Raw genomic sequence first — 17,852 nt, forward strand, 5'->3', positions numbered from 1 at the left:
TAAATTGGAGGCAATTGCAACTTTTTTGATAAAGCGTAACTTCATGGGAACGAATTACCGACGGGTTTTACTCAAACTGAGCGGTGAAGCCTTAATGGGCAACATGGGCTATGGCATTGATCCAGAAGTGGTGAAAGAAATAGCCCAAGAAGTGGAAGAGGTGGTAGCCACTGGCGTTCAGATCGCCATCGTCGTTGGCGGCGGCAATATTTTTCGTGGCGTCAAAGCGGCGTCGGCGGGGATGGACAGGGCAACCGCTGACTACATTGGGATGATTGCCACGGTAATGAATGCCATGACGCTGCAAGATTCGCTGGAACGAATAGGAGTACAGACGCGGGTACAAACCGCGATCGCTATGCAAGAATTAGCGGAACCGTACATACGTCGTCGTGCCATCCGTCATCTTGAAAAAGGACGGGTGGTAATTTTTGGTGCTGGATCTGGAAATCCCTTCTTTACTACAGACACCACTGCTGCCTTAAGAGCAGCAGAAATTGATGCCGAAGTGATTTTTAAAGCCACCAAGGTGGACGGTGTGTACGATGCTGACCCCCATATTCATCCTGATGCCAAACGTTTTACCAGCCTCACCTACGCGCACGTTTTGGCTAAAGATTTGCGGGTAATGGATAGTACTGCGATTGCCTTATGTAAAGAAAATAATATCCCAATTCTTGTATTTGACTTAACGGTGCGAGGTAATATCCACCGTGCAGTCATGGGAGAATCCATCGGCACTCTTGTGGGAGGTTCTTGTGAAATTAGCTGAAGCTGAAAGTACGATGCAAAAGACCGTTGAGGCAACTCAGCGAGCTTTTAATACAATTCGCACTGGTCGCGCCAATGCGAGTCTACTAGATAAAGTATTGGTGGACTACTACGGTTCGCCTACACCCCTGAAGTCACTGGCAAATATTAGCACGCCAGATGCCACGACAATCTTGATTCAGCCCTATGATCGCAGCAGCTTGAATCTGGTCGAAAAGGCTATTTCTCTTTCGGATGTGGGATTAACCCCTAGCAATGACGGTTCTGTAATTCGGCTGAATATTCCGCCCTTAACCAGCGATCGCCGTAAAGAATTTGTCAAAATGGCTGCTAAGTATGCTGAAGAGGGTCGTGTTGCTATTCGCAACATCCGTCGTGATGCTATAGACGCCATTCGCAAACAGGAAAAAAATGCTGAAATTCCTGAAGATGAAGCACGAGACTTGCAGGACAAACTGCAAAAACTAACAAACAAGTACACCGCCAGAATAGACGAATTGCTGGCAGAAAAAGAAAAAGACATTACAACAGTCTAAAATGTGTAGATTTCTATACAAAGGATAGTAGAAGTTATGAGGGCTGAAATACTACATATTTCAGCCCTCATGCTTTCTGAAGATATTTACTAAAAATTTATAAAAGTCGCAAACATTTACTTAAAAATTTGTAAACAGTCGAAGTAAGGAATTGTATTGTGGTAGCGATCGCATAAGATAAATGATGGAAATGAAATTAACGAATATATTGAAATTCAGCTCAATAAAAAGCAAATTTGCAGCAAAAAAGCCTAAATAATCCAGTTAAATTAAATCTCATTTAATTAAAGCAGAGGTTTTACATCCAAATATTTACTATAAAAATAGCTAAATATTTAACCAAGTAAAACAGAATGCTATAGAATTTTCAGCAGTAAATTTTAAAATCAGTTAAAGTCTGGTCAGGATACATCTTTGTAGAGTACAGAGATACACTGGAAGATCAACTCATTCAGGAGCAAAAATTCAGCCCTATGTACGACTGCATCATCATCGGTGCTGGGCCCTCTGGTGGAACAGCTGCATATCATTTAGCCAAACAGGGTCGTTCAGTATTAGTTTTAGAAAAAGAATCCCTACCAAGATACAAACCTTGTGGTGGTGGTGTATCGCCAGCGATCGCCCAATGGTTTGACTTTGACTTTAGTCCAGCGATTTCTTTGAAAGCAGACTCCCTGCGCTTTACCTGGAAATTGGGCGACCCCGTAGAAGCGAAAATCGCCACTAAAGAACCAGTTTGGATGGTGCGACGAGATGTTTTTGACCATTTCCTAGTGCAGCAAGCGCAGAAGCAAGGGGCCCAATTACAAGATAATACGGAAGTCACTGGCATTGAGTTTAAAAGCGATTATTGGCAAGTTAATACAGCCAATGGCCCGGTTACAGGACGCTACTTAATTGCTGCTGATGGAGCCAAGGGGCCAATGGCAAAATGGCTAGGCTTCAAAGAACGTAAACGCCGCCTAGCAGGAGCTTTAGAAGCAGAAGTTCCTGCGGCTGTGCAAGACAAATCTACAATTCACTTTGAGTTTGGCTTGGTGAAAAACGGCTACATCTGGAATTTCCCGAAAGCTGAAGGTTATTCAATTGGTGTCGGTACTTTCATCGGCGGCGAACCCCAGGACTTCAAAAAGATTTTAGATGAGTACGCCCGATCATTTAATGTAGATGTCAAAACTAGTAAGCAGTACGGTCATCCGATTTGCCTGTGGGATGGCAATCAAAAGTTGCATACTCAAAATGCAGTCTTAGCAGGGGAAGCTGCTTGCGTAGTTGACCCCATGACAGCAGAAGGCATTCGCCCTTCAATTTTTAGTGGTTTGCTTGCAGCCGGAGCCATTAATGAGGCTCTTTCTGGTGATATTAACGCTTTAGAAAAATACAGCGATGCTATTAATGAACAATGGGGCAGTGAAATGGCTTGGGCACAAAAATTAGCTGGAGCATTCTATCGCTTTCCTGGCATTGGCTACAAAGTTGGTGTCAAGCGCCCCTCCGGTGCTCAGATTATGGGTAAGATCCTGTGTGGTGAACTGCGCTACGGCGATGTTGCGGGTCGCGCCTTGAAGCGTTTAATTCCTGGTTTTGGGGGCTAGGCTAGCACCGTTACCTTGCAAGGAACAGGGAATTAAAAATTACCAAAGTTCAGATGTCAGGTGACAAGCAGCTCTAACTTCTATCAATATCCAAAAACCTTTGATTCCAGGCTTTTAGGCTGTTTTGAATAGTAACTTTCTTTCCGCCATACTCTACTAATCATTAGTTGTAAATAAATCTAAGGTGCGTCAAGTAATCACTAACGCACCCTTACCTTTATAACTTAAAAGAAGTGGTAGGCTCAACACGAAGTCTTTAAATAAATGCCCTCAACCCAAATTATTTAATTTTGTACAAATCTAAAACCCACTTTATAGTTTGTCCTCTAACTCGCATAACACGGAAATTAGGAGGCAGAAGTTAAGACAAATTTTTGGAGGGGTTTCAGAAAAATACCTAAAATTTTATCAACTTCCTTAATGTAGTATTCAACTGAGTCGATGTAAACTACATTCTGTTCTAGTGTTAGAAACCTCCAGTTGGTTCCACTAGTTACCACTCCGTAGATTAGTTCAATATTATTTCCGGCTCTTTGATTAAATATCTGAGCAGCAAGCATTGTTGCAGTGCATTGTCCTAGCCCTGCAACAATATTCTCGTTTTTTGCTTCAATTATTGTTACCACCGGAACACTAATAAAATACTGCTCTCCAGATGCGCTGAGGATGAAGTCACAAAAACCAGAGAGTCCTTGAGCAGGATCAACATTGAACTCTGTACCGGAGAATAAGCTGATCCGGTAATTCAACTGTCGCCTTACCTCAGACAAAATAGGAGCGATCAAGAACTCAGAACGGGCTTTTTCGCTGTTGATAGCAGTTGCCAAAGTGAGGTTTTCATCCAGCAACCGCTTCAGCAATTCAGAAGGTTGCACCCCAGCTACAGTAACAAATAAATTGCGTGTTTCTTCCAGAGTTAAGCCAAATGCATTTCTTACTTTGGCGAGACTAAAATCACTGTATGCCATAGACTTATGCTCCTGCTCTATGTTAATTGGGTATTGCTTCTCTATCCTTGCAATCAATCTATTTCTATTACCAATACAGTTCGGTTAAAAATCGCCATCATCCTTAAGGGTGCAGATAACTGCGTGAACAAAGCCTACGCCTGTTTGACACCTATTTCCATAACCTGACGTCTATGTACCAACTCAAATTAAATACAACCAAAGAATTACTCCAGTTCCCAGTACACAAATAATTCCTGCCAAGCCGGCTAGAGGTTTTTTGTTCTTACCTGTGAACCACTCGGAGACTTTAGCCGTGTAAGTAACCAGTTCTGCTGTGTCTATGGTAGCGATCGCCCATACCCATCCAGCGTGCAACCCCCAAGCTAAGCCCAAATTGCCGCGATCAACAAACCGTGCTAACACCAACACCATTCCCATCAACCACAATCCAGGAACTTGAGGTATGGTTTCACTTCGCTCCCAAATCAGGTGTAGAACAGCAAAAATTAAGCTAGAAATTGTTGCTGCTATCCAAATTGAGTAATCCTGCGCTAATTCACTAAACAGGAAACCACGAAAAATCAACTCTTCAATACCACCGACTAACAAAGCTATCAATAAAATCGGTAGCAAGATGGGTGGTACTAACTTGATATTCGACCATTGAAAAGAACACCAACCCAGCCCAAATTGTCCACTAAACACAATAACTAGGCTTAGTACCCCCAAACCAAAACCTAGTACTAAAGAACCTAGCATTGAAAAATTGGCAACACCGTAATTTGAGAAAGACGTATTAGTTAGCCAACTAATTCCCCAGAGAATCAGGGGAGCTAATAAATAGAGTGACACAAGGAACGGCAACTTTTGCTCTGGCTGTAAAGGTTTGGTGGGTTGCCAATTGAGCTTAAATGCTGAAACTACTGCTATTGGCAACCAACACCCTACCCAGAAAGTGAAAAATACCATTACTACAACTAGTGCTGGTGCATTTTCCATAAATGCCAGTAAGGTATTGACTAAAGGTTCAAAAAGCGTTATCAAAACAGACAAAAAAAACACGATAGACTTCTTGCAAAATAGATTTCTTGGTTATTAATCAAGAATCTACTAAAATTTGTGAATTCCGCAAGGGGTCTAATCGTATTTTCTGCTAAAGCAAAATTTTTAAAAGAGAACTATCCATTTCCTGTAAAGGTCAGGATAAGTTATCAAGCATTCACCTTCAACTTATCCTTACCATCAGAAAAATTTACTCCTCCTCTTCAAAATCTTCATCGTCTGATTCATCGGAGTCTATATCCAGTGACGTTTCTTTTTTATCACTTTCACCAAGTTGAATCAAGTGAATATGCTTGTATCCTAGTCTAATTTCAAACTCATCTCCAGGCTTTAAGCCCATTGCTTTGGTATAGGTGGCACCAATAACAATTTGACCGTTTTGATGAACGCTAACCCGATATGTCGGTTCACGACCCCGACCATCTTTAGGTGCTTCTGGACTCAGAGGAATTCCTCTAGCCGATAGTAAAGCGTCATAAAAATCTGTGAGATTGACGCGAACCTGGTTATTCTTAGTAACAGTGTAATAGCCGCACTGCTTTGCTCTTTCTCGTCGTGGTAAAGTGGAAAGTTCTTTTACTTTAGCAAGTAGTGCTTTTCCGGTTAATGGCGCAGTTGCAGTTTCAGTCATTATGCTCAAATTTTCCTTACTCTCTCCAAACTGATAAACAATGTCGTTTCATGCCAGTAGTTGGCTTTTTAGCATCTGCATAGAGCTTATCGAAACCCTAGGGTGAAGGGTTAATTCCTGCTGATAGAAGACACAAGCACCTCTATTATGGTTGTCCACAATAGATTAGAAGTCACAGTTATCACAGATATTTATTTCGGTGATTTTACGGCACTTTTAACCATCATTCGCCATCGGAAATTAAATTATTTTCTCTTTTGGCGCTACTGTAGCGGCGTAACTTGAAGCCACCTTTACGAATTGGATGAGTTCTACTACAAATAAGTCGTAGACCCAAGCAATTGCAGGTTTTTCACTTTTAGTGCTTGCCTTTCTTGCCCTCAAATTGTAGATTTTTCCCTACTCGTCCTCTCAAGCTTAGGACAGCATAGTGTTTGAATAGGGTACTACGGGCATACACCCTTTTGTTCTGCCAGTAGAGACATGAATTTACTTGTCTCTACACTACGAATAAACAAAGCAGTAGTAGCCGCATAAGCGCGGCTATTGATTCTGGTTTTGCTACTTCGTAATTTTATATTAAATACTAGCATGGACTAATAATAGCAAAATTGTTGTTTAATTTTGAATTAAAGTTGCAGATAAACTTTTATATAAATCCCTGGACTTAAGAAGGGAAAAAGTGGTGAGGATTTTCCTCCCGCTGCATTGCCTAGTGAGTATTGTAGGATGGCTTTTATAAAAGTTCATCTAATTTAGAGGAGTAGTTTTGTCCAATGAGTTAAATCCAAGATTTTCTTGATTGAGAGTAGACAAAAAGCGAAAAGTCTCACACATCCGGGGTTCCCAGCGCAAGAACTTTTCTTTGAAAGCAGTCAGACAATTCTGAACGTCCATCTATAGGAAGAATAAATCTTCCTATATCTACTTGGTGCTTTATTGCCACCACTAGATGTTAATATCCGCTTTAACACTTCTATATAACCAAAAAATTCCTGATTCGCCACAGCTTAAGAGATTTTTCCTGCCAGGGCTGCTAAACTCAAGTTGACATCAAGATGCAGTGATAACCTAATATGTATGTATTTAATTTAAATATTTTCGCTAATTCGGGGATGAATCCAAGTCTGGCTACAGATGAAGTCTCTCTTCGATACACTCCTAAATATGTAAATTAAATGCGAAACCACAATAACCTCTTTAGTTTTTGGGTGTAGAGCTTGAGATAAATGTTGCCTACTGGGCTATTACAACTAAAATTTTAATGGTTATCCTTAAATTAGAATCAGTAGCCTTTTCATCATCAGCCTATTAACACCTGGCATTGAATAAAGGGCAACACAGAGTAAAGTATCACTCATTTTTTCACCATCACCTGCCTTTACTCATGATCTCTAGGGCAGATGAGGAAATTTTAAGACTTTGGCTGGTAGCAATGGAAGTTATTTTTAAAGTCATTCGGCAACAAGAAAATTCCTCTCCTGTTGTGCAAACTTACCTTTTAGATGCCGAATCTGGCAATACAATCCTAGATTGTCTCAATCGGATTAAGTGGGAGCAAGATGGAACATTAGCGTTTCGCAAAAATTGTCGCAATACGATTTGTGGTAGCTGTGCTATGCGAATCAATGGACGTTCAGCTTTAGCTTGCAAAGAAAATATTGGTAGTGAACTTGCTAGATTACAACAGATATTATCATTAGCAAGTAAAGCAAGTACCATTCCAGAAATCACGGTGGCTCCTTTAGGTAATATGCCCGTGATTAAAGATTTGGTTGTGGATATGAGCAGTTTTTGGAATAATTTAGAAGCAGTAGCTCCTTATGTGAGTACAGCCGCGCGACAAGTGCCAGAAAGGGAGTTTTTGCAAACACCACTAGAGCGATCGCAACTCGATCAAACTGGCAACTGTATTATGTGCGGTGCTTGCTACTCTGAGTGCAATGCCCGTGAAGTAAATCCAGATTTCGTTGGGCCCCACGCCCTAGCTAAAGCTTACCGGATGGTAGCAGATTCCCGCGATAGTGACACTGAAAATCGCTTAGAAAGCTACAACGAAGGCACTAAAGGAGTGTGGGGTTGCACTCGTTGTTTGTACTGCGACTCAGTTTGTCCAATGGAAGTCGCACCTCTAGAACAAATCACTAAAATTAAACAAGAAATCCTCACACATAAACAAGCCGACGACAGTCGCTCAATTCGCCACCGTAAAGTATTAATAGACTTAGTTAAAGAAGGTGGTTGGATTGATGAACGTCAGTTTGGTTTACAAGTTGTCGGTAACTACTTTCGAGATCTCAAAGGATTACTTAGTCTTGCACCCCTGGGTTTCAGGATGTTATGTCGAGGTAAATTTCCCATGTCATTTGAACCTTCCCAAGGAACGCAACAAGTGCGGTTGCTAATCGAATCTGTGCAGCAAGAAGAGAGACTAGAGACAAAGAATTAGGGATTGGGTATTGGGGACTGGGTATTAGGTATTGTATTGTTTGCTGGGGATTTAAGTATTGGGTATTGAGTCTTAAAGATTAGATATTTTAGGTATTGGTAAACTCTTCCCCAATCACTAGTACCCAATTCCCAGTCCCCAGCCCCCAATCACTAACTTCAACGCGGTTCTTGAGGAACATTTAACGGTTGTCCAGAACGGTTATACACTAAAATATCCCACTGCCCGTTATTGCTAGATTCAAAAGCAATCCTACTACCATCAGCGCTAATTGTAGGGTTGCGAACTTCTGATTGCAGGTTAGTAGTTAAATTACGTGATTGGCGTGTTTCCTGGTCGTAGAGAAAAATAGCTGATCGCCCTTGACGACTAGCAGCAAACACAATATAACGACCATTTTCAGAAACACTCGGATGAGTTGCGATCGTATCCAAGGAGTTTAAACCTGGCAAATCAACCAAATTACGAGTTACCGTATCAAACATATAAACATCTTGACTACCACGTCGGTCGGAAATAAAAACAATGTATCTCCTAGAAATTTGAGGTTCTAACTCCGAAGCTAGACTGTTAAGACCCCTACCCCCCGGATCAAAGGAATAATTCAACAGGCGAGGGTAGCCAAAACATCCACTCAGCAAACCTGAGCATATAAATGTAGGAATAAAAATAAAGGGTTTCATATATCAATCATCAGTCAAGAGTCAAAAGTCAAGGGTCAAGAGTCATTAGTCATTAGTCATTGGTCAATTGTAATTTTTCTTCTCCTGCTTCCCCTGCTTCCCCTGCTTCCCCTGCTTCCCCTGCTTCCCCTGCTCCCCCTGCTCCCCGGTCACTGAGCGGAGCCGTAAAGCCTGCGGCATAGCTACGCTTAGGGCGCAGCCTCAAAGTAGAGAAGTGCTGCTTCCCCTGCTCCCCCTCTCCTACGGCGGCGAACTAACAGTTGCACCGTTAGGAATATCTAACTCTATATTCGGCCCCCGGTCTAGTACTTCAATATCCCACTGACCACGGCTGGCGGTTTCAAAGACAACATAACGTCCATCTGGGCTGATATTAGGTTTTCTTACCCAGCCGCGATAAGTTGGGGTGAGGATTTGCGACTGTTGCGTAGCGCGATCATAAAGCGCCACTACTGGTCTACCTTGGTCACTAGTAATATAAGCAATGTAACGCCCGGTATAGCTCAAACTTGGACTTTCAGCAATTGTTTCTGGTCGGTTTAAGCCCGGTATGCGAATCAACCTTTGCTCCTCCAAGTTGTACAGCAGCAGTTGATGATTACCATTTCGATTAGATACAAACGCTAAAAAGCGCCCATTTCCACTCAAACCAGGTTGCTCCTCGGTGTAGCGACTGTTGAGGGAAGTAGGCCCTACAGGAATATTATTAGAATTACAAGCTATAAGTAAACTTATCAAGCTAAAAACCAGGCTCCAATGAATTGGTCTTTGGAGCCAAAATGTAGACGTAAATTTTTTCACCTCAACTGTGTTCCGTCGTCTCTCAGTCTCCCTGCACCCTGGCTATTTTAGACATTATCAAAATCGGTTGAATTATCTGGCTCCTCATTTGGCTTTTCAATCGGGTTGTAGGGTACATACTCAGTTGGTATCGCCTCATCATCTTCGCGCCCTCTTCGAGAAGACGAGTCAGTTGGCGGACGACGCCTTTTTGGTCTGGTAGGAGCAACATCGTCTTCGCGACTTTCTGGTCGCTGGGGCCCGTTATTGCTACGACGAGAAGGTTTTCTAACTTCCCCGCCTGAACTGTCCCAATCATCAACTTCCCTAGAAGAACCCCAATTCTCCTCTTCAAAGCTATCAGAAGTACGATTTACTGGACGCCCAGAATTACGCCGACGCCCTCTATCCCCGGCTTCTGTACTTTCGTTGCCTTTGCGGCGTTCTGGACGACGGGGAGATTGATCCTCGTAGTAGTTATCACGAGATGAAATTTCATCCCTGCTAGCCCGAATCCGGGGACGTATAGGGCGCTCCTCTTCTTCATAAGGCAGTGGCTCAAAATCATCTTCCATCTCGGCCTGATACTTTCTACGATCATTGTACGAATAGCGATCGCTTACTGGTCTGTCTTCGTCCACAATCGGAGTATTGCGCTTAGCTTGCTGAGTAGCTATACTCCGCAAACGAATACTTTCAACAGCAAAAAATACAGTTGTGCCGACTAAAAGCAATTGACCAAATTGTAAAATTGGGTCTAGTCGCCACCCTTGAAAGATGAGAATGAAACCACAAAGTAAGCCCACTGCGGCAAAAAAGATATCTTGATCTCTTGACAGTTCGGGACGCACAGTGCGAAGAAAATACAGTGCTGCCCCAGCCACAGCCAGGAAAATTCCTAGAATACTGGCTGAGTTTGCCCCAAAATTTACCTGAGCCAGAACACTGGCTGAGTTCAGCCCAAAATTTATCATTGCTGTTTTCCCAATATCAAATCTATGTTAGCGAGTCACAATTAAAATCACTACTCTAATTAGGCGCAATATATTGAAGCTTCAAAGCATCTGGTAAAGAAGCTCTGAAGCTGTCCACCGAAAGCTAAAAAAGCCGATGTGTGTCAACTACAACCGCCCTTAAAGGGAAAAATTGCTGCGCTTGGTGCAATTAGATAAATAGCTGACAGACAATCGGGTATGAGAGTCCAAGCGACTCCGCCAAACATTATGAACGCTGGATTTTATCTTTCTGGCTAATGAAAATTAGACCAACTGTAGCAGGGATAACTACAATTGCAGCACCAAAAACCAAACTCCAAAGAAAATTTGCTAAAGAAGGCGTCATAGTTCTCAACCTTTTTTTACACACTTCATAATAATTCTAATGGTGTATCACTTTCTTGAGAAGCCTCTGAGCACAAGCGACCAAACTTGATAACCGTCATCACAAATCATTGTTAATCCGTATTAGGGATTGAAATAAAATAATAAAGGGAGTGCTTTACAAAGCTTAAAATTTTCTGGCGATGCCGTTCGCCCAAGTTCTTCCTTTATTCACAGATAGTTACTCAAGCTGATGACTGGTGCTAACCTGACTACTTGGATTCTCGGCCCTGTATTGGGACTAATGACGTTTTTGTTTATTTTTCGCATAATTCTCACTTGGTATCCCCAAGTGGATCTGAATCGTTTGCCCTTTAATTTAATAGCTTGGCCCACTGAACCCTTTTTAGTACCGATGCGAAAGCTAGTACCACCCATAGGTGGAGTGGACATTACTCCTATTATTTGGGTTGGTATCTTCAGTCTGGTGCGAGAAATTTTGCTAGGTCAACAAGGTTTGCTGACCATGATGTCTCGTGTAAGTTAGAGATTGGGGACTGAGTATTAGGGAGCAGCTATCAAGTATTGTATTAGTTGCTAGGTATTTAAGTATTAGGTCTTAAAGATTGGATATTTTAGGTATTAGGAAAATCTTTCCCAGTCCCCAATCCCCAATCCCCATTGCCCCTTATCCCCAGAGGGGGCCCCGAGTTCCCCAGTCCCCAGTCCTTAACTATTCATCTCCTGCACAAAATTGGTATAAATATTACCCTGTAAAAACTGTGGTGTTTCCATAATTTTTTGATGAAACGGGATGGTAGTAGGAAGTCCCGTGATGGCACACTCCCGCAGTGCGCGTTTCATCCGGTTAATGGCGGTTAGTCGGTCTGGGCCCCAAACTATTAACTTGCCAATCAGGGAGTCGTAGTAGGGCGGGATTTGGTAATCTGTGTAAACATGAGAATCAATTCGGACACCAGGGCCGCCAGGAGGGAGATAGCCACTGATACGTCCAGGGGAAGGGCGAAAGTCATGGTCAGGGTCTTCGGCATTGATTCGGCATTCGATCGCATGACCCTGCAAAACTACTTGATCTTGGGTAAGCTTAAGTTTTTCTCCTTGAGCAATTCGGATTTGCTCAACAACCAAGTCTACCCCTGTAATCATCTCTGTTACTGGATGCTCTACTTGAATCCGGGTATTCATTTCCATAAAGTAGAATTTTCCGGATCTATCTAAGAGAAACTCAATAGTTCCCGCCCCAGTGTAGTTGATAAACTGGGCAGCTTTGACAGCAGCTTGTCCCATTTTGTCTCGCAGGTCAGAATCGAGAGCAGGGCTAGGGGCTTCTTCAAGTAGCTTTTGATTGCGACGTTGAATCGAGCAATCTCTTTCACCTAAGTGAATGACATTACCGTAGTTATCCGCCAAAATTTGAAATTCAATGTGGCGCGGACGTTCAATAAATTTTTCTATATAAACGCCAGAATTGCCAAAAGCTGCTCCCGCTTCACCTTGGGCTGCCATAAATAGTTTGACAAATTCGCTTTCAGCACGTACCAGACGCATACCCCGTCCACCGCCACCCGCTGTGGCTTTGATCATTACTGGATAGCCAATATCCTTAGCAAAGGCTAATCCTTCTTGCTCAGACTCTACTAACCCCTCGCTACCTGGTACAGTTGGCACTCCAGCCTTTTGCATGGTTTCTTTCGCAGTGGATTTATCCCCCATCCGCCTTATGGCTTCTGGAGTTGGGCCAATAAAGGCAATATGATGGTCAGCACAAATTTCTGCAAACCGAGCATTTTCTGCCAAAAAGCCATAACCAGGATGAATGGCGCTGGCATTGCGCGTCAATGCGGCAGCAATAATATTGGGAATATTCAAATAACTTTTACTGCTGGCAGGTTCGCCAATGCAAACCGCTTCATCAGCAAGTTGGACGTGGAGAGCATTACGGTCAACAGTGGAGTGAATCGCAACCGTCGCAATTCCCATTTCTTCACAGGCGCGAAGAATGCGAAGGGCAATTTCTCCCCGATTGGCAATTAATATTTTGTCAAACTTCATTTTCTAGTTTCGATATCAGTACCAGTAGATTGTCATTTTCTTCCATCCAATTTGAAATAAAACTGCCGTTATATTTCAAATTATGACAGGAGATTTCCAACCTTCATCTTCAGCAGAGTATAGGATCGGGCTTGCTGCCTCTACGGGTCTTAACTAGAGTAGCAACATTGCTGCTATCAAGCTTTGCCAGTTTCCCAAACTAGCCTGTTGCGATCGCAACAATGAAACTGCTAGCGCCAAATCTAGAAGATTTTACGCTCGTGCCGAATCCAAGGAAGCGATGTACCATGCCTCTACCCCTTTAAATATCACTTGTGCCGCTGCTAAATTTCTGTTAGTCTGATATCCGCTTTCAGAAAATTTGTGAAACCGTACACTTAAATTTTTGGGAACTTGAACTTAGATATCACCTTACTATAATTATCCTGATATGCTATATTCTGTATTTAGACAATCCATGCGGATGTGGCGGAATTGGTATACGCGCACGTTTGAGGGGCGTGTGCCTTTGGCTTGCGAGTTCGAGTCTCGCCATCCGCATTGTTTAAATATTAGTCAAAAGTCAATAGTCAAGGGTTAAAATACCTGAGACTGTTGACTTTTAACTTTTAACCTAGACTTAGCTCTGAATTTTTATGCTTTTATAGAAATAGGTGAAGTTTTGTAAAAAGCATTGACTACTACTTTTACGCCGACAAACAACTTAATACTTCCAGCAGCTTGGCATCGCCTCACTCCAATTTGGCAAGGTGGGGAGGTAGTGATTCAACAAGGTCTGCCTCACACTCAGCTGGCACCGACTTGGCAAATGCTACTTTTAGGCGACGGCTCGCCAACAAGACACTTAGAATTGCTGACAGGCAAGCCGACAGAAGTAGATGTCATTGACATGTCATTAATTGGCATGGATTTAGATGATGCTCCTGATTTAATTCAAGCTGTCCCAGGGCCGCGACTACGGCGACAAGTGTGGCTGCGTACCCCCTCTGGTCAGCGATTAGCTTATGCAACCTCGTGGTGGGAAGCTAGTCATGTAGATGAGTATCTACAAAATCGCTCATTACCAATTTGGGCGAGTTTAGCCCGTCTCCGCACAGAGTTGTATCGAGATGTCCAAGGAATTTACTACGGTTACTCAGATGCACTACAGTCAGGTTTTGATGAAACTGGGCCTTTTTGGGGTCGCCACTATTTATTTTGGCATCATGGACAGCCACTAACTTTAATCTATGAAGTTTTCTCGCCTTATTTAACCAAATATTTGGGGCCTATGCAGATGAGTATCGTTAATGCATCGGCATAGTGCCACTTAAATTAATTAACAATTGCAAAATGTTTATTATCAAGCAGCCTAGCCATTTCGTTTTACCTTAATGTTAATACGGCAAGCAGAGGAGCAGGGTAAGCAAGAGGTCTAATAATTAACGACAAATGACAAAGCGCAAAGTCTGAGCGCTGGCTTGCGACGCTCAGACGCCAGTGACGCTCCTGCGTCGCTACCGCTACGCTAACGCACAAGTCTCTTAACCCGCTTAAAGAATGGCTCAACTTTGTAACAGAGGACAAATGACCTTGACTCCTGTTTGCTCAAACTTAAAATTAATGACTTGCAACTTTATCAACTTAGGTTATATCCTCAGAGTGCTTGGAATGAAGCACTTCACTCTTGGAGAATTTTCGGCAGAGGTAACTGTCCAAGAAAATTATCCTGCAAAATTCAACACAGCGTGTTAAAAAAGGTAACTAACCATGAAAACACTGCTTTTGAGACAGTAGGGAAGTTTTATTCCTGAAGTATCATCACATTCAGGGTAGAGAAATTTATGTAATTAGCTGCCCTAGCTAATGGGCAACCTTTTGGTTGAATCAACCAATCAGGCAAGTAATTAAGTTTGCAAGTATGAGGTATAGGTTTCAATGGCACTGCCTATTGTGTCTGTTCCGATGAAGAAAAAAAAGAAACCATCTCTGGTGTTAACGCTCTCGTCTGCTGGGTTATTGATTGGTGCAGGGAGTGCAGCATACTGGTTATTAACTCAGGGACAGCCATCTTTTAGAGATTTGCCAGTAGGTGCAAATATTATTCCTCAAGATGCCCTGTTTACGGTTTCTTTAACAACAGATCCCAGGCAGTGGCAAAAATTGCGGGAGTTTGGGACAAAAGAAACCCAAGCAGAACTGGATAAAAATTTAGTGCAGTTGCGCGATCGCTTTCTGACTAACAATGGTTATGACTTCCAAAAAGATATCGCTCCTTGGGTAGGTGATGAAATCACAATCGCAATTCTTGCCCCTCAAGCAGCGAATCAACCTGTACCTAAACCAATTGCTACTGATGGAGATGCCGCTAGCAGTCAGCAATCGATGGTAATGGTGCTGCCAGTAAAAAGTCAAGAAATAGCCAAAAACATTTTGGCACAACCCAAAACTCTCAAACAAGGCAAATGGGTTGACCGCACATATCAAGGGATCGCCATCAAACAAAATGAGGGACAATCTGGGGAAAACTTCTCAGCCGCATTACTAGAAGGGCGGTTCCTAGTCATCACCGATAATCCCCAAGCCACAGAAAGAGCAATCGATGCCTATAAAAGTAAAACATCTCTAGCGAGAATTGGGGGCTTTGCCGAAAATTTCCCGAAAATCACCAACTACCAACCTTTTGCCCAGTTTTACGTCAATGTGCCAACAGCAGCAAAAATAGCTGCGGCTTCTCCAAATCGCCATTTACCTGCTCAAGTTCTAGCTCAACTTCAGAATAACCAAGGTTTAGCAGGGACAGTTACCTTGGAATCAGAAGGAATCCGCCTAAAAGGCGTTTCTTGGCTCAACCCCAATAGTCAGCGTTTACTAGCGGTGGAAAACAAAGCTGGAAAAATGCAAAGCCGCGTACCAGCAGAAACCTTGATGATGCTGTCTGGCGGTAACTTACAACGATTGTGGGGAGACTATGTGTTAACATCCCAAGGAAATCCCCTCTCACCAATATCACCAGAACAACTGCGCGGTGGAGTAAAATCTCTGACCAATCTAGATTTAGATCAGGATTTACTCAGCTGGATGAAAGGCGAGTTTGCCGTCTCAATAATTCCAACTACCCAAAAAGAAGGTTCATCAGAGGATTTTCGTGCAGGTTTAGTGGTTATGGTACAGGCAAGTAATCGCGAATCAGCAGAAGCATCTTTACAAAAGCTGGATGATGTCATGAAAAATCAATATCAATTCCAGATCCAACCAGGGAAAGTTGCAGGCCAACCCATTATTAACTGGATTGCACCCTATGGTACACTAACCGCAACCCACGGCTGGTTAGATGAAAATGTCGCTTTCTTAGTTGTGGGCGCTCCCATCTCCGGTAAAATTCTTCCCAAACCCAGCAACCCACTAGCTAATACTCTGCCTTTCCAACAAACAGTTCCTAAAGAACCCAATCCCACAAATGGTCAATTTTTCCTGGATGTGGAACGAACTGCGAAAAATTTTCCCCTCCCAACTCTGACCCCCAATCAACAACCTTTACTAGCAGCAACACGTTCAATTGGGGTGACATCTGCTGTCAGCGACAACCGTAGTAACCGCTACGATATTTTTTTTACACTCAAGAAAGCTGGCAAACCAGCTGCTTTGCCTAGTCCAGTCAGTAGTTCTCTGCCAACTACTACACCATCTGTAACTAAATCACCGTAACATCATTGAGATAGGGGAGATGAAGGATTAGGAAGTAATAAATGTAGTTCAATCAATGCAAAAATGCTGTAATGCTGTAATAATTTATATCTTCTTCCTTATCACCTTCATGCCATTTCCCCTTTCCCATGTCCCATCGCCCTCTAAGCAGATAGGATCATAACAGTCAGAATCCATATTTTAACGAATTTACTGGGGAGAACACTTTATGAATCTGGTTGTACTCCAGAACTGGCTGGACAACGCCTCCTTTGCCATATTATTCCTCACAATGCTGGTGTATTGGGGAGGGGCAGCTTTTCCGAATCTGCCTTATCTAGCCGCTTTGGGGACAGCTGGGATGGCGATCGCTAATTTGTGCATAGCCACCCTATTAGGGGCACGATGGATAGAAGCTGGTTATTTTCCCTTGAGTAATCTGTATGAATCCCTGTTTTTCTTAACTTGGGGAATTACCACTATCCATCTAATTGCCGAAAATACCAGCCGTAGCCGCTTAGTAGGAGTTGTGACAGCCCCCGTGGCAATGGCGATCGCTGCTTTTGCTACCTTGACACTACCATCCCAAATGCAAGTGTCAGAACCCTTAGTACCTGCCTTGAAGTCAAATTGGCTGATGATGCATGTCAGTGTGATGATGTTGAGTTATGCTGCTTTGATGGTGGGTTCTCTATTAGCGATCGCTTTTCTCATTGTCACTCGCGGTCAAAATATCCAGCTACAAGGCAGTTCTGTAGGTACTGGTGGCTATCGCAGCAACGGTTATCGCTTGCACAAAGCAGCCGAATTAATTTCTCAACCATCAACACCCCCTGTCGAAAATAATGGCTTTGCTCGTAATGAGCGCAATAACAACGGTAACGGTAACGCTAGTACTGCTGTTTTAAATTTAGTAACTGCCCCTGAGTCTCAAGTGCTCGCATCTGTCGAACCCCTTTCACCCCAGCGCCTTAGCCTCGCCGAAACCCTTGATAATATTAGCTACCGCGTCATCGGGCTGGGATTTCCTCTGTTAACTATTGGCATTATTGCCGGTGGCGTTTGGGCAAATGAAGCTTGGGGTTCTTACTGGAGTTGGGATCCCAAAGAAACCTGGGCATTAATCACCTGGTTAGTATTCGCCGCTTACCTCCACTCCAGAATTACTCGCGGTTGGCAAGGGCGTCGTCCCGCAATTTTAGCTGCCACTGGCTTTGTTGTCGTTTGGGTGTGCTATCTGGGTGTAAATCTTTTAGGTAAAGGTTTACATTCTTACGGTTGGTTTTTCTAAGAACCTCATCCTTTCCCTCTCTCCACGGACAAAGAGGGGGAAAGCA

17 protein-coding genes and 1 tRNA gene are annotated in these 17,852 nt (G+C 43.0%); 9 read left to right on the plus strand and 9 right to left on the minus strand.

Annotated features, from left to right (window positions below; all coding sequences use genetic code 11):
• Positions 1-43: 43 nt before the first annotated feature.
• From pyrH to FNW02_RS23025, 3 genes are all read left to right on the plus strand, one after another.
• The gene (gene pyrH, locus FNW02_RS23015; RefSeq protein ID WP_191759819.1) at positions 44-772 is read left to right on the plus strand and encodes a UMP kinase; all 729 of its coding nucleotides are present in this window, start codon (positions 44-46) and stop codon (positions 770-772) included.
• Positions 759-1,307, plus strand: a complete 549-nt coding sequence (gene frr, locus FNW02_RS23020; RefSeq protein WP_191759820.1) for a ribosome recycling factor — start codon at positions 759-761, stop codon at positions 1,305-1,307. The genes pyrH and frr overlap by 14 nt, the downstream gene beginning before the upstream one ends.
• 473 nt (positions 1,308-1,780) lie before the next feature.
• Positions 1,781-2,902 carry a geranylgeranyl reductase family protein gene (locus tag FNW02_RS23025; RefSeq protein WP_191759821.1) on the plus strand — a complete coding sequence of 374 codons (1,122 nt, stop codon included), beginning with the start codon at positions 1,781-1,783 and terminating at the stop codon, positions 2,900-2,902.
• Positions 2,903-3,249: 347 nt separating this feature from the next.
• On the opposite strand, the gene FNW02_RS23030 is transcribed toward FNW02_RS23025, so the two are convergent.
• From FNW02_RS23030 to FNW02_RS23040, 3 genes are all read right to left on the minus strand, one after another.
• Positions 3,250-3,870 (minus strand): hypothetical protein, encoded by a 621-nt coding sequence (locus tag FNW02_RS23030; RefSeq protein WP_191759822.1) that lies wholly within the window; start codon positions 3,868-3,870, stop codon positions 3,250-3,252.
• A gap of 183 nt (positions 3,871-4,053) precedes the next feature.
• Entirely contained in the window at positions 4,054-4,914 is an 861-nt protein-coding gene (locus tag FNW02_RS23035) for a CPBP family intramembrane glutamic endopeptidase (RefSeq protein ID WP_348535433.1), read from the minus strand.
• A 190-nt stretch (positions 4,915-5,104) separates the two neighbouring features.
• Positions 5,105-5,545 carry an AbrB family transcriptional regulator gene (locus FNW02_RS23040; RefSeq protein WP_191759824.1) on the minus strand — a complete coding sequence of 147 codons (441 nt, stop codon included), beginning with the start codon at positions 5,543-5,545 and terminating at the stop codon, positions 5,105-5,107.
• A gap of 1,435 nt (positions 5,546-6,980) precedes the next feature.
• Here FNW02_RS23040 and FNW02_RS23045 point away from each other — a divergent pair.
• On the plus strand, positions 6,981-7,994 hold the full coding sequence (locus FNW02_RS23045; protein WP_191759867.1) for a succinate dehydrogenase/fumarate reductase iron-sulfur subunit: 1,014 nt from the start codon (positions 6,981-6,983) through the stop codon (positions 7,992-7,994).
• A 158-nt stretch (positions 7,995-8,152) separates the two neighbouring features.
• Here the strand turns inward: FNW02_RS23045 and FNW02_RS23050 are convergent, their stop codons facing one another.
• From FNW02_RS23050 to psbX, 5 genes are all read right to left on the minus strand, one after another.
• Positions 8,153-8,677, minus strand: a complete 525-nt coding sequence (locus FNW02_RS23050; RefSeq protein ID WP_191759825.1) for a TolB family protein — start codon at positions 8,675-8,677, stop codon at positions 8,153-8,155.
• 52 nt (positions 8,678-8,729) lie between these two features.
• Positions 8,730-8,882, minus strand: a complete 153-nt coding sequence (locus FNW02_RS23055; protein WP_191759869.1) for a hypothetical protein — start codon at positions 8,880-8,882, stop codon at positions 8,730-8,732.
• A gap of 35 nt (positions 8,883-8,917) precedes the next feature.
• Positions 8,918-9,478: a PD40 domain-containing protein gene (locus FNW02_RS23060; protein WP_191759826.1), complete on the minus strand. Its 561-nt coding sequence runs from the start codon at positions 9,476-9,478 to the stop codon at positions 8,918-8,920.
• Positions 9,479-9,525: 47 nt separating this feature from the next.
• Complete coding sequence (locus FNW02_RS23065) at positions 9,526-10,431, minus strand: Ycf66 family protein (RefSeq protein ID WP_191759827.1); 906 nt, start codon at positions 10,429-10,431, stop codon at positions 9,526-9,528.
• A 247-nt stretch (positions 10,432-10,678) separates the two neighbouring features.
• A complete protein-coding gene (gene psbX, locus FNW02_RS23070; RefSeq protein WP_162397338.1) occupies positions 10,679-10,798 on the minus strand; it encodes a photosystem II reaction center X protein in 120 nt (39 codons plus the stop codon).
• A gap of 231 nt (positions 10,799-11,029) precedes the next feature.
• Between psbX and FNW02_RS23075 the strand changes: the two genes are divergently transcribed.
• Positions 11,030-11,323 (plus strand): YggT family protein, encoded by a 294-nt coding sequence (locus FNW02_RS23075; protein ID WP_191759828.1) that lies wholly within the window; start codon positions 11,030-11,032, stop codon positions 11,321-11,323.
• Positions 11,324-11,505: 182 nt separating this feature from the next.
• On the opposite strand, the gene accC is transcribed toward FNW02_RS23075, so the two are convergent.
• Positions 11,506-12,849, minus strand: coding sequence for an acetyl-CoA carboxylase biotin carboxylase subunit (gene accC / locus FNW02_RS23080; protein ID WP_191759829.1), 1,344 nt, complete (start codon positions 12,847-12,849; stop codon positions 11,506-11,508).
• A 459-nt stretch (positions 12,850-13,308) separates the two neighbouring features.
• Here accC and FNW02_RS23085 point away from each other — a divergent pair.
• The 4 genes from FNW02_RS23085 to ccsB all read left to right on the plus strand — a co-directional run bounded on the left by FNW02_RS23085 (position 13,309) and on the right by ccsB (position 17,806).
• Positions 13,309-13,389, plus strand: a tRNA-Leu gene (locus FNW02_RS23085).
• A 133-nt stretch (positions 13,390-13,522) separates the two neighbouring features.
• Positions 13,523-14,152, plus strand: a complete 630-nt coding sequence (locus tag FNW02_RS23090; RefSeq protein ID WP_191759830.1) for a chorismate lyase — start codon at positions 13,523-13,525, stop codon at positions 14,150-14,152.
• Between the two features lie 614 nt (positions 14,153-14,766).
• Positions 14,767-16,536: a DUF3352 domain-containing protein gene (locus FNW02_RS23095; protein WP_191759831.1), complete on the plus strand. Its 1,770-nt coding sequence runs from the start codon at positions 14,767-14,769 to the stop codon at positions 16,534-16,536.
• A gap of 208 nt (positions 16,537-16,744) precedes the next feature.
• Positions 16,745-17,806 carry a c-type cytochrome biogenesis protein CcsB gene (gene ccsB / locus FNW02_RS23100; protein WP_191759832.1) on the plus strand — a complete coding sequence of 354 codons (1,062 nt, stop codon included), beginning with the start codon at positions 16,745-16,747 and terminating at the stop codon, positions 17,804-17,806.
• Positions 17,807-17,852: the final 46 nt, after the last annotated feature.

Origin of the sequence: Komarekiella delphini-convector SJRDD-AB1 (genome assembly GCF_014831675.1) — a bacterium.
In the GTDB taxonomy this organism is placed as follows: Bacteria; Cyanobacteriota; Cyanobacteriia; order Cyanobacteriales; family Nostocaceae; genus Komarekiella.

What these genes read in the sequence shown, in the direction of transcription:
- pyrH (WP_191759819.1), top strand. Translation starts at nt 44, where the DNA reads ATGGGAACGAATTACCGACGGGTTTTACTCAAACTGAGCGGTGAAGCC.
- FNW02_RS23025 (WP_191759821.1), top strand. Translation starts at nt 1,781, where the DNA reads ATGTACGACTGCATCATCATCGGTGCTGGGCCCTCTGGTGGAACAGCT.
- FNW02_RS23030 (WP_191759822.1), bottom strand. Translation starts at nt 3,870, where the DNA reads ATGGCATACAGTGATTTTAGTCTCGCCAAAGTAAGAAATGCATTTGGC.
- FNW02_RS23040 (WP_191759824.1), bottom strand. Translation starts at nt 5,545, where the DNA reads ATGACTGAAACTGCAACTGCGCCATTAACCGGAAAAGCACTACTTGCT.
- FNW02_RS23045 (WP_191759867.1), top strand. Translation starts at nt 6,981, where the DNA reads ATGGAAGTTATTTTTAAAGTCATTCGGCAACAAGAAAATTCCTCTCCT.
- FNW02_RS23050 (WP_191759825.1), bottom strand. Translation starts at nt 8,677, where the DNA reads ATGAAACCCTTTATTTTTATTCCTACATTTATATGCTCAGGTTTGCTG.
- FNW02_RS23065 (WP_191759827.1), bottom strand. Translation starts at nt 10,431, where the DNA reads ATGATAAATTTTGGGCTGAACTCAGCCAGTGTTCTGGCTCAGGTAAAT.
- psbX (WP_162397338.1), bottom strand. Translation starts at nt 10,798, where the DNA reads ATGACGCCTTCTTTAGCAAATTTTCTTTGGAGTTTGGTTTTTGGTGCT.
- FNW02_RS23075 (WP_191759828.1), top strand. Translation starts at nt 11,030, where the DNA reads ATGACTGGTGCTAACCTGACTACTTGGATTCTCGGCCCTGTATTGGGA.
- accC (WP_191759829.1), bottom strand. Translation starts at nt 12,849, where the DNA reads ATGAAGTTTGACAAAATATTAATTGCCAATCGGGGAGAAATTGCCCTT.
- FNW02_RS23095 (WP_191759831.1), top strand. Translation starts at nt 14,767, where the DNA reads ATGGCACTGCCTATTGTGTCTGTTCCGATGAAGAAAAAAAAGAAACCA.
- ccsB (WP_191759832.1), top strand. Translation starts at nt 16,745, where the DNA reads ATGAATCTGGTTGTACTCCAGAACTGGCTGGACAACGCCTCCTTTGCC.